The organism is Chitinophaga sp. S165 (genome assembly GCF_003182155.1).
Lineage (GTDB): Bacteria > Bacteroidota > Bacteroidia > Chitinophagales > Chitinophagaceae > Chitinophaga.
In genome coordinates this window covers 106,979-119,708 of sequence record NZ_QGTG01000011.1, presented here as the reverse complement: position 1 = coordinate 119,708, position 12,730 = coordinate 106,979, and the positions used below count along the sequence as shown (strand labels likewise).

Below are 12,730 nucleotides of genomic sequence, written 5' to 3'. Positions count from 1 at the left end.
TCAGAAAATGAGAACAAATTATTTTACAAGCAACATACTGCTTGCTGCATGCCTGCTGGTATTGACGATTTCCGTAAACGCGCAACAATCAACATCTTCGACCAGTAACTATTCCAGCGATGGACGAAACGGGAAGTCGCGCATCACTATCAATGATGATGATAAGACTTATCACATGGAGTTTGTCGATGATAAACTGAGCTTCCTCTCTGTTGATGGTATACTTGTTCCGCAGGAAAAATGGGGCGACTACAAGAAAATTGTCGATAGTGCTATTGCACAAATGAAGAAAGACCGTGAACAGGCAAGACTTGATCGTATACAAGCGGAGAAAGACAGGGAACAGGCAAGGCTCGACCGTCTTCAGGCCGATAAAGACAGACAGCAGGCACTGAGAGATCGTGCACAGGCTGAGAAAGACAGAGAACAGGCCATTAAAGACCGTTCACGGGCCGATCAGGATAAAAACCAGCGCCTGCGGGACAAAGAGCAGGCTGACCGCGATCGTTTACAGGCAGATAGAGACAGAGAGCAGGCAGAGAGAGATCGTGTACAGGCTGATAAGGACAGGGAGCAGGCTGTAAGGGACCGTGCGCAGGCTGAGAAAGACAGAGAACAGGCTGTAAGGGATCGCTTGCAGGCTGAGAAAGACAGGGAACAAGCTGCCAGGGACCGTGTTCAGGCGGAGAAAGACCGTGCACAGGCGGCGGCAGACAGAAAACTGCTGGATGAAATGATGGCCGATATGGTGAGTGATAAACTGATCAACAGTGCTGCCGACCTCCGTTTGCTGACCCTCACTCCTACTGAAATTACTGTGAATGGTATTAAACAGCCTGATGCTGTGCACAAAAAATACCAGGACAAATACCCCCGCTTTGCTAAGAATAGCCTGACATACAGTTCTAATGGCCAGAACAGGAATATGCAGATGAGCGGAAATGATTAAAGGATCTGCATGCAGTCATTTTAGCAAAAAGGAAAAAAGCCGTCCCGATTCCGGGATGGCAATCCGTTTGATCATTTAACTGTTACGGTATAATAAAAAAGGGTGCATCACGCCGTTGATGCACCCTTTTCATTGATATAAAGTTGTTTTATTTGATCTCTTTCATCATCTCTGTCACGGCGGCTTCCAGCTGATTATCCTTACCACTCAACGCATCTTCGTAACGCAGTGGAACACGGATATCCGGTTCCAGTTGTGTATTCTCCAGCGGATGATCGCCAGTTCTTCCGAACACTGCTACCATTGGAATACCAAAAACCAATGTCGGATCTATCTGCCTTTCCCACCATACTGCTGTACCTGTTCCAGGTACCGGCATACCGATCAGTTTACCCAGGTTATCCTGTTTGTAGATGAAAGGAAAGATATGGGCATCGCTGTAGTTGCCTTCTCCCATCAGTACGCAGCTTGGTCTTGTCCAGCGGGTCTGTGGTTCCCACGCTTTTGTTCTATGGCTTTGCGGAGCGAAGTTGATGTATGCTTTTCCACCGAGGAAATTATACAGATCATCATGCAGCCATCCGCCACCGTTAAAACGGGTGTCTACGATCAGTGCCTGCTTCTCTCTGTTCTTACCCATTACTTCATCGTATGCGGAACGGTAGCTGGCGTCATTCATGCCTTGTACATGTACGTACCCTATTTTACCACCACTCAGCTTGTCTACCATATTACGCATGTTATTCACCCAACGTTTGTACATCAGGTTACCTTCTTCCTGGTTGGAGATAGGTTTTACCGATTCATCCCAACGTTTTTGTGTAGCAGGGTCGTAGATGCTTACGAGGATATTATTACCTGTCTTACGGTTCAGCAGCATGGCCCAGTCCTGTTGTGCAGAGATCTCGTTACCGTCGATACGTTCAATGATGTATCCTTTTTTCAGTTTGCTGAATGCTTTGTCAAATGGTCCTCCGGTAATTACTTCATCCACTTTCAGGCCATTGCCTATAAAGGTTTCATCGTACAGTAACCCCAGCGCGGCTGTGTTATCGCCATCAGCACGGCTGGCATTAAAACGGCCACCGGTATGAGAGGCATTCAGCTCACCCAGCAGTTCACTGAGCAATTCCTGGAAGTCGTAGTTGTTATTGATATGTGGCAGGAAACGTGCGTAGTTGTTCGCGTACATTTCCCAGTCTATTTTCTTCAGAACGGCGGGGTCGTAGAACTTATCCTCCACCTGTTTCCATGCGTGCTGATAGATGTAACGGCGTTCTGCTTCCTGGTCAAGCAGGAACTCTGTGCTGATTGATATTGGTGTGATCTTGCCAGAAGTTGCATCAACTTTCACCACACTACCACGATTGTTGACGAATACGGTGTTGCCATCCTTACTAAGCTCAATGCTACCTGGAGTACCGCCTAGTTTGGCCAGTATCTTGGTCTCTCCTGTTCTTGGCTCTGTTACCCACAGATCATATCCTTTTTCGAAGGCTGCCATATAGAATACCTTACTCGCGTCGTTATTCAGCACATAGTCGCTGATAGAGGCGCTGTTGATGGTCATACGGATGATCCGGCCATCGAGGTTATTGAAGTCGGGATTAAAGGGCTTTTTAGGCGTAGCTGCAGTGTCCTTTTTCGTAGTAGCAGAATCCTTACCGGATTTCTTTGCATTGTCTTCTTTCTCTTTCAGCAGGTTAAATTCATCTTTCGATAATTTATACCTGTCATATGCTTCCTGGTCAAAGAATACACCGAAGATGTCCAACTCCCTGTTACCTTGTGTAGCCAGTCCCCGGCGACCATTACGATCGCTCAGCCAGGTCAGCACCTTACCATCTGCCGCCCATTTATTATTGTTTTCTCCGAAGCCGCTCATCACCGGGTAGATAGTCTGTCCTTTGGCATCTGCGGAGATGATAGCAGCATTACTCACGTTGAAATATCCCTGGTGATCGTCGGTTACGATCCACTTTCCATCGGGGCTCCAGAAGAACTGCCAGTCACCGTCGGAGTAAGAGAAGTTACGGCCTGCAGGTAACAGTGTACGACTCTTTTTGGAGGCGACATTGAACACACGTAATATGTTACGGTCTTCCATGTAAGCTATTTCCTTACCATCGGGAGAGAACAGCGGCTGGAACTCTTCTGCTTCCGTAGCAATGAGCGGTTCTTCCTTCAGGATGGTAGATGCGAAGAAATAGGGCTCTTCTGTGCGCACGATTGAAGCCTGGTAGATGTCCCAGTTACCTTTGCGCTCAGCGGCATAAACGATATGTTTCCCATCGGGCGCCCAGGCAACGGAACGTTCCTGCTGGGGCGTGTTGGTGATACGTTTGGTCATATTGCCTTCCACACTGGTAACAAAGATCTCACCACGCGCTACAAAGGCCATTTCCTTTCCGTTAGGGCTCATGGCAAACCCGGTCACATTACCACTTATAGACAGTGGTTTGGTCACGGAAGAGCGGCCGTCATTGAAGACCTGTATGGCCACTTTCTTCGGTTGCTGGCCTTCTTTCAATGTATAGATCTCACCGTTCCAGGTAAAGCAAAGCAGGTTGTCATCTGATTTGGACAGATGGCGTACCGGATGTTTTTCGAAACGGGTGAGTTGTTGCAGTTTAGTCTTATCTGTCAGAGAACCTTTAAAGAGGTTCTGAGCGATGCCCCCTTTTTCACTCAGGTAGAACACCTGGTTATCGTCGGCAAATATGGGTTCCCTGTCTTCGCCTTCATAGCCGGATACCTGTTTGTAGGTCTTCCCGGCTATATCGTACACCCAGATATCTCTTGTTACGGAAGACACATGGTGTTTACGCCAGGGATCTTCATAGCCTTTGGTGTCCTGGAAAATGATCTGTGAGCCTTTACTATTATAGTGGGCCCATTCTGCACCTGCCGCGCTGACCAGGATAGAACGGCCGCCAGCAACAGGCACATTATACAGGTTGTCGAACAGGCCTGAACTAAAGCGTACGTTAGCAGCAGGCGCATTACGGGCACTGCCGAAAAGTACCTGTTTATTGTCAGGCGTAAAGTCGTACGGATAATCGCCAGCGCTGTTGTAAGTCAGGCGAACAGGTGTACCGCCGGTGGCAGGCATCACAAATACGTCGAAGTTGCCGTAACGGTCGCTGGCGAAGGCCAGTGATTTGCCGTCATGGCTCCATACAGGCATCATATCATGGGCTTCATGAATGGTGATGGGGATGGCCACACCGCCATTGGCATCTACCCGGTAGATGTCTCCTTTGTAGCCAAAAGCGATGGTCTTGCCGTCAGGCGAGATAGCAGGGTATTGTAACCATAAGGCGTTTTCCTGTGCGTAAGCCGTTGTGGCAGCGTAGCACATGGTAAGAGCAAGTAGTAGTTTTCTCATAAATAAAGGCGGCTGTTAAATTCACTATCCAAGATAGCAAATTTAACAGCCGCCTTTATTTCCGAAATGATAAAAGGTTTTCTTTCCTGATGGACCTCTTCTGTCGTCAGCTGTTCCGCAGTTTACTATGTTTGCGGCCATATCCGAAGTAGATGGCAAAACCGATCAGCAGCCATACGATAAGCCGTATCCAGGTATCCAGCGGTAATGAGAACATCATGAGGAGGCAGGTAAGGATACCCAGTATCGGCACTAACGGTACAAATGGTGTTTTAAATGCCCTGTGGATATCCGGCTGTTTGATACGCAGGATAATAACGCCCAGGCAGACCATTACAAAGGCCAGCAGGGTACCGATACTGGTCATCTCCCCTACTACGTGAATAGGCACCAGTCCTGCGAAAAGGCTGATGAAGACACATAGTACGATATTCGATTTGTAGGGAGTGGCGTAACGGGGATGTAATTTGGAGAACACCTGTGGCAGCAATCCGTCTTTACTCATGGAATAAAACACCCTGGACTGTCCCAGGAGATCTACCAGGATCACGGACGTATAACCGATAAGGATCGCTGCTATTACCGCCAGGAACAACCACTCATACGGCGTGTGTGCAATAGCCACTGCCACAGGAGCGGCATTGTCCTTAAACTCGGTATAATGCGCCAATCCTGTCATCACATAGCCAAACAGGACGAAGAGAATGGTACAGATAATAAGAGAACCCAGGATGCCAATGGGCATATTCTTTTTAGGGTTCTTCGTTTCCTGCGCCATTGTAGCTACGATATCGAAACCAATGAACACAAAGAACACTACGCCGGCGCCCCTAAGAATACCGCTCACGCCGAAATGTCCGAACTCGCCCGTATTCTGTGGTATGAACGGCTTGTAGTTTTCCGGATTGATATAGTGCCAGCCTAACGCAATGAAGACCAGTACAACACTGATCTTCAATGCCACTACGATGGCATTGAACAAGGCAGAGCCTTTTGTTCCAAAGATAATGATGGAGGTAATAAAGACGATGATCAGTACTGCGGGCAGGTTGATATACCCGTGGATCTGCGTGCCATCCGCCAGTTTAACCAGTTCAAACGGTGACGTGACCAGTTGTGCCGGCAGGTGGATATTAAATTTGTCAAGAAAGGTTACGAGGTATTTAGACCAGCTGATACCGACTGTGGCTGCGCCTACGGAGTATTCCAGCACAAGGTCCCAGCCGATGATCCAGGCGAACAATTCTCCGAGCGTAGCGTAAGCGTATGTGTAGGCACTACCGGCAACGGGCACCATAGAGGCCATTTCTGCGTAACATAGCGCACTGAAGGCACATCCTACTGCTGCGAGTATGAACGACAGAATAACGGCAGGGCCGGTATTATTGGCGGCCGCAATGCCTGTCAGCGAGAAAAGACCTGCGCCTATGATCACGCCGATACCTATTGCAATGAGATTAATTCCCCCGAGATTACGTCTTAATGTGTTGGCCCCGCTCTGAGCAGCTTCCAGCTGAAGACTTTCTATTGATTTTTTTATCACAGGTAAAGTTGGTTTGGCTGCAAAGGTAATGGCTTCTTAATACCCTACAAAATTAATAGGTTTTCTCTGGGCGGAACTATTTTGATTCTGTTAACATCTCATTAACGAGAACAATCATCCTGTTTTATAACTTAGCCAATATATTTCATAGGTATAGGGATATCAGACAGCTGCTCTTTATAGGGCGGCTTATTTTTTACAACTGCTTTTAGCGTTGATCTATGCCATAAAAACAACTGTGCCTTTTTGTGTAATTGCCGACGAAATGCCTGTTGGTCTTGATGTTAGAGGAATCACCAGCGATAATTGTAATTTCAAATGTCCTTCGGGGCGTACGTGGAAATGATTTCTTCATTTTTATTTTTTTCCAAATTTGATGTTAGGGTTCTTTTTGACGTTTACGGAGGTTACCGTTAAATGTGTGGATTTTTGCTGCATGTTGTGCGGGGATGCGTATGTGGGTTTAACGGCATTTGAGATCACTGTTCTTATTTAGCTTTTGGTATTTGCTATTCAGTTTGATTTGGGCTGACGGTTATTCTAGCGTTGACCTTCTAGCTCACGGTCGCAGGTGGGATCACTGGCTGTCGTTCTTTGAAGTTCCTTGCTATGTAGCTTTGATTGGCGGTTAGGCTTTGGGAATTCTATTTAAACCCCTGGTGCATCGTATTGAGCATACTTCAAATAACTAAGGCCAGTGATTCCCACCCGCGCCGCTCGCTGCGGCCGGTCTCCCAACCTATAGCAGGACGACTTGTCACGTTTTGTGATGGCAGATGTTATGTGTATGGATCAGTATAAACAGCATGATGGTATAAATAGCTGATGATGTAAATAACAAAGGGTATGAACAACATGTGATGTGAACAACGTCTGGCATGAACAACATGTGAGATGAACAACATATGGTATGAACAACATGTGGCAAAAACGGCATAAGTGGCAATAACGGCAATAAAGTACGCTTTAAACAGGACGTTAACCCGACGTTACTACGACGTATACCCCTAGTATGCTACATTTGCATAAACTAAATAACATGCCCAAAATTGCCGGTGGTGTACCTCCTTTTGTAGGTACCAGAGACAATCTCACAATATATCTTATGAACGGAGAGTATATCATCCGTACTAAAAGTTCACTTACTGGTAAGCGCATTAAACATGATCCTGCTTTTGCTAAAACAATGATGTATGCGGGATGGCTTAAAGTGGGTGCACGTATTGCTTCACACATATATAGGCAAATACCTGCCGATGAACGTGTATATAAACAATATCGCGAACTTACTGGAAAGGCAATGTCCCTCTTAAAAGAAGGCTTTAATGCAGATGATGTAGTTATTATGATGGAAGCCGTTTATCTGTCTCAGTCAATGGATAACATAACTGGTAGGGAAACTAATGGGTACAATGTATGTTGCGAATATCATGAATGTTGTAGTGAACATACAGGTGTAGTCTATAAGGAAAACGATGGCGACTATTATAATGAACATAGTTTGAAATATACCGGCAAATCTAATGACGTATATGTTAAATGTAATAGAGAACGGCTAAGATTATATGTATGCAGCTATAGCTGTAATTGTAGTTCTAGCTGTAGTACTTCGGATAACTTCAATGTAAACGGACATCATGAATGCCTTCGTATAAGGGCTATATGTGATAGTAAATATAATAGCAAATATAACAGTAACTATGTAAAGAGTATGCATACGGATAGGTACATGAATATATACTGTCATGCTATTATTGGGGAGACCGCCCGCAGCGAGCGGTGCAGGTGGGAATCACTGGCCTTAGTTATTTGAAGTATGCTGATGCGACAGATAGGGGTTTAAATAGAATTCCCAAAGCCTAACCGCCAATCAAAGCTACATAGCAAGGAACTTCAAAGAACGACAGCCAGTGATCCCACCTGCAACCGTGAGCTAGAAGGTCAACGCCGGAATAATCGTAAGTCCAAATACCAGCCAAACCATAACAAAGGGCGTTATAGCATACAAATCCGCCACTGAGAACGACGCCAGCACCGGAATAATCTTAAGCCTTTCACAAAAATTCATTAACTTAAGGTAGACTCAACCAAAGTCTCTTACAATGTGAACGTGAATGTTAATATCGATCCCAAATACATTTTGATGAAATATTCCATACTCATCTTATTATCGTCATTACTATCAGTCAACAGCTATGCCCAGGAACAAAGAGATACGGCACGAACGCTCAATGAAGTGACCATATATGATATCCGCCGTGATGTTAATATCGGCAGGCTGGATAGTATACGCGGGACTTATATCTTCCTGGGTAAAAAAAATGAGGTTATAAAAGTTACAGCAACCGATGCCGCTGTTACAGAGAAATATGGCAGGCAGATCTTCGCGAAGATCCCCGGTGTTTTTGTTTATGATATGGATGGAACCGGCAATCAGGTGAACATCGCTACCCGTGGCCTCGATCCGCATAGGGGCTGGGAATCTAACGTACGTAAAGATGGCGTGATCACCAACTCAGATATGTACGGTTATCCCGCCAGTCATTACAACATTCCCTTTGAAGCCGTCGAAAATATTGAACTTGTCCGTGGTACCGGCTCGCTGCAATACGGGGCGCAATTTGGCGGGATGATCAATTATGTCAGCAAGCAGCCGTCAACAAAGCCTTTTTCATTCGAGAGTATCAATACCGCCGGGTCGTACGGATTATTGAGCACCTTTAACTCCATCAGCGGTACTAAAGGAAAGTTCAGCTACTATGCCTGGTTCAATAATAAAACGAATAATGGTTACCGTAAGAATAGCGACTCCAGATACAATGCACAGAACATTACGTTCTTTTACCGTTTCTCCGCTAAGCTGTTACTGAAAACCGAGTGGACGCGATCTGATTATACCATTCACCTGGCAGGCCCGCTTAACGACGCTATGTTTAAACAGGACCCCAAAATGGCTACCCGGTCGAGGAACTATTATAACCCTGCCATTCATGTACCTTCCGTTAGCTTTGACTGGCAGCCAGGTAAGAATACACGGGTTACATTCACTACTTCCGCCGTAATTGGTGTCCGGAATAGCGTTTTGTTTGACAAACCGGCAACTACTGCTGACAGTATCAATAGTGAGACGTTACAATACAATAACCGGCAGGTTGATATCGACCATTTTAATAGCTATACGTCTGAATTGCGGGTATTGCAGCATTATCGGTTATTTCGAAGGACAAACAGCCTTTCTGCCGGGATACAGTACATGAACAATAAACTGCACCGCCAGCAACTTGGTAAAGGGACTACCGGTGGTGATTATGACCTCTCGCTCGTTACACCGGGTTTTGGCCGTGATATGTATTTCAAGACCAGTAATATTGCCTTTTTTGCTGAGAACAGCTGGGCGCTGACGTCAAAACTATCTGTGAATACGGGCGTACGTGTTGAAAGCGGTACTACCCATATGACCGGTACTATATCTTATTATGAGCCGGCCGATGTTCCCAATACCATCAAACATCACTTTCCTCTTTTCGGTGTAAGTACGGAATACCGGCTGACCAATGAAATGAGTCTTTACGCCGGTTGGTCACAGGCATACAGACCTGTTATTTTTAAGGACATTATTCCTTCTTCTATATATGAAGTAAGCGACAAAAATCTGAAGGATGCAAAAGGATATAACATCGAAGGTGGTTTCAGGGGAAAATGGCATATCCTTACCTGGGACCTCAGTTATTTCAGGCTGCTGTATAAGAATAGGCTGGGTACTATCGCTCAGACAAAAACCAACGGCGATGAGATCATTTACAGGACTAATATTGGCAACGCTGTCAACAATGGTATTGAGTTGTTTACACAGGCAGAAATGAAGCTGAACAAATATATGGTGCTTACACTTTTTACTTCCACTGCTTACATGCATGCTGTTTACAAAGATGCAGTTATCCGTAACGGCAATACGAATGTGGACGTCGATGGTAATAAAGTAGAAAGCGCCCCTGCCTGGCAAAGCCGTAACGGCGCAACAATTAAGTTCAAACGTTTTAGTCTGACAGCCTTGCACAGCCATACCAGCAGCACCTTTGCCGATGCCTTGAACACCGTAACACCAAATGCTACAGGATCTTCAGGTCTTGTTCCTTCCTATAATATATTTGACTTTAATGCGCGGGCATATCTTACTAATTATCTGCATATAAGGTTAAACCTCAATAACGCTTTTGATAAGCAATACTTCACCAAACGTCCGCAGTTCTATCCGGGTCCGGGTATCTGGCCTTCTGACGGGCGTACAGCTTCCATTACGGCAGGCGTAAAATTATAGCCTTAACTTTAAAATAACGGCTGTTGAGACAAATGCCGGAAACTATTATTCATCTTTGAATGAAAGGTGAGCAATTACATTATATAGATTTAAACTATTAAAATATAGATTTAATTGTTTTCATTTATATCTTCAATATTACTATTTTAGCAATCCACGTAAAAATTAAGACACATCATTTAGGAAGCAACTTCTTTCTTACAATACCCTAAACTTGTAAAAATGGGAACAGAAACAACTAATGACATCAGTAAATGCCCGTTTCACAATGGCACTTTGAAACAGAATGCAGGTGGTGGCGGTACCAGGAACCGTGATTGGTGGCCGGAGCAGTTAAAACTGAACATCCTGCGTCAGCATTCATCCCTGTCAAATCCGATGGAGGACAATTTCAACTATGCCGAAGCTTTCAAAAGCCTCGATCTGGAAGCCGTTAAAAAAGACCTTCATGCGCTGATGACGGATTCTCAGGACTGGTGGCCTGCCGACTTTGGACATTACGGTCCGCTGTTCGTAAGGATGGCGTGGCATAGTGCAGGTACCTACCGCGTATTTGATGGCCGTGGTGGTGGCGGTTCCGGACAGCAGCGTTTCGCCCCGCTTAACAGCTGGCCTGATAACGTGAGCCTTGATAAGGCCCGCAGACTGCTGTGGCCTATCAAACAGAAATATGGCCGTAACCTTTCATGGGCTGACCTGCTGATCCTTACAGGTAACGTAGCCCTGGAGTCAATGGGTTTCAAAACATTTGGCTTTGCAGGCGGGCGTGAAGACAAATGGGAATCAGAAGAAGATGTGTATTGGGGTTCTGAAACCACCTGGCTGGGTGGCGATCTGCGTTATGCGCACGGTTCACCAGGTGTGGAAGGACATGGGGTACTTGTATCTGACGACGATGCAGATGGCGACATCCACTCACGTAACCTGGAGAAACCACTTGGCGCTGTACAAATGGGATTGATCTATGTGAACCCGGAAGGTCCTGATGGCAATCCTGATCCTATTGCTGCTGCTAAAGATATCCGCGATACTTTTGGCCGTATGGCGATGAATGATGAAGAAACTGTTGCGCTGATTGCAGGTGGTCACAGCTTCGGTAAAACACACGGTGCGGCTCCTTCTTCCAATGTAGGTAAAGAGCCTGAAGCTGCAGGACTCGAAGCACAGGGCCTCGGCTGGAGCAATAGTTACGGTTCCGGTAAAGGTGCTGATACTATTACCAGCGGTCTGGAAGTAACATGGACCACTACGCCGACCAAATGGAGCAATAACTTCTTCGAAAACCTGTTCGGCTTTGAATGGGAGCTTTCCAAGAGCCCTGCCGGTGCGCACCAGTGGGTAGCGAAGAATGCAGACAATATTATTCCGCATGCTTTTGATGATTCAAAGAAAATTTTACCGGGTATGCTTACTACCGACCTCTCTCTGAGGTTTGACCCGGTTTATGAAAAGATATCAAGGCGCTTCCTGGAAAATCCGGATGAATTTGCAGATGCCTTTGCACGTGCATGGTTTAAATTAACACACCGTGACATGGGTCCCCGCGTACTTTATCTCGGTGCTGATGCACCACAGGAAGTACTGATCTGGCAGGACCCTATTCCGGCTGTAGATCATGCATTGATCAATGAAAGTGATATTGCTGCATTGAAGGCTAAAGTGCTGGAATCAGGACTGAGTGTATCTGAACTGGTTTCTACCGCATGGGCTTCTGCCTCTACCTTCCGTGGCACTGATAAGCGCGGTGGTGCGAATGGCGCACGTATTCGCCTGGCGCCTCAACGGTACTGGAGAGTGAACAATCCGCCACAACTGCAGAAGGTATTGAATGCTTTGGAAGGTATTCAGAAAGACTTCAACGGTGCGCAGACTGCCGGTAAGAAAGTTTCACTGGCTGATCTGATCGTACTGGCAGGTTGTGCAGGTGTTGAAAAGGCTGCAAAAGACGCCGGACAAGCTGTTACAGTTCCTTTCACTCCGGGTCGTATGGACGCTTCACAGGAAGAAACTGATGTTGAATCAGTTGGTTACCTGGAGCCAATTGCTGACGGTTTCCGTAACTACCGTAGAGCGAAGTTCCGCGCTTCTACTGAGTCGCTGCTGGTAGATAAGGCTCATCTGCTCACATTAACAGCACCTGAGTTAACTGTGCTGGTAGGTGGTATGCGTGTACTAAACACTAATTTCGACGGTTCCGGCGATGGCGTTTTCACAACACGTCCCGGTGTGCTTAGCAATGATTTCTTTGTAAATCTCCTTGATATGGGCACTGCATGGAAAGCAGTATCGGCTGATCAGGAACTTTATGAAGGTATTGACCGTGCTACCGGTAAGACAAAATGGACAGCTACCCGTGCTGATCTTGTGTTCGGTTCTAATGCAGAACTGAGGGCTATTGCTGAAGTATACGGAAGCAGTGATGCGCAGGGCAAACTTGTAAAAGACTTTGTTGCTGCATGGAATAAAGTGATGAACCTGGACAGGTTTGATTTAGCCAGATAGTACCTGGCTAATCATGATAAGGAAAGGCTA

General features: G+C 46.1%; 6 protein-coding genes. 4 read left to right on the top strand and 2 right to left on the bottom strand.

What is annotated here, in order from left to right:
- Nucleotides 1–7: 7 nt before the first annotated feature.
- Nucleotides 8–949, top strand: coding sequence for a hypothetical protein (locus C7475_RS29055; protein WP_110056945.1), 942 nt, complete (start codon nt 8–10; stop codon nt 947–949).
- A 148-nt stretch (nt 950–1,097) separates the two neighbouring features.
- Here the strand turns inward: C7475_RS29055 and C7475_RS29050 are convergent, their stop codons facing one another.
- A complete protein-coding gene (locus tag C7475_RS29050; RefSeq protein WP_110056944.1) occupies nt 1,098–4,337 on the bottom strand; it encodes a S41 family peptidase in 3,240 nt (1,079 codons plus the stop codon).
- A 106-nt stretch (nt 4,338–4,443) separates the two neighbouring features.
- Nucleotides 4,444–5,880: an amino acid permease gene (locus C7475_RS29045; protein WP_110056943.1), complete on the bottom strand. Its 1,437-nt coding sequence runs from the start codon at nt 5,878–5,880 to the stop codon at nt 4,444–4,446.
- Nucleotides 5,881–6,919: 1,039 nt separating this feature from the next.
- Between C7475_RS29045 and C7475_RS29040 the strand changes: the two genes are divergently transcribed.
- The 3 genes from C7475_RS29040 to katG all read left to right on the top strand — a co-directional run bounded on the left by C7475_RS29040 (nt 6,920) and on the right by katG (nt 12,700).
- The gene (locus tag C7475_RS29040; RefSeq protein ID WP_110056942.1) at nt 6,920–7,693 is read left to right on the top strand and encodes a hypothetical protein; all 774 of its coding nucleotides are present in this window, start codon (nt 6,920–6,922) and stop codon (nt 7,691–7,693) included.
- 330 nt (nt 7,694–8,023) lie between these two features.
- Nucleotides 8,024–10,198, top strand: a complete 2,175-nt coding sequence (locus C7475_RS29035) for a TonB-dependent receptor domain-containing protein (protein WP_110056941.1) — start codon at nt 8,024–8,026, stop codon at nt 10,196–10,198.
- Between the two features lie 222 nt (nt 10,199–10,420).
- Nucleotides 10,421–12,700, top strand: a complete 2,280-nt coding sequence (gene katG / locus C7475_RS29030) for a catalase/peroxidase HPI (protein ID WP_110056940.1) — start codon at nt 10,421–10,423, stop codon at nt 12,698–12,700.
- Nucleotides 12,701–12,730: the final 30 nt, after the last annotated feature.

Bases quoted from the DNA above. Each gene is read 5' to 3' on its own strand.
- C7475_RS29055 (WP_110056945.1), top strand. From the start codon at position 8: ATGAGAACAAATTATTTTACAAGCAACATACTGCTTGCTGCATGCCTG.
- C7475_RS29050 (WP_110056944.1), bottom strand. From the start codon at position 4,337: ATGAGAAAACTACTACTTGCTCTTACCATGTGCTACGCTGCCACAACG.
- C7475_RS29040 (WP_110056942.1), top strand. From the start codon at position 6,920: ATGCCCAAAATTGCCGGTGGTGTACCTCCTTTTGTAGGTACCAGAGAC.
- C7475_RS29035 (WP_110056941.1), top strand. From the start codon at position 8,024: ATGAAATATTCCATACTCATCTTATTATCGTCATTACTATCAGTCAAC.
- katG (WP_110056940.1), top strand. From the start codon at position 10,421: ATGGGAACAGAAACAACTAATGACATCAGTAAATGCCCGTTTCACAAT.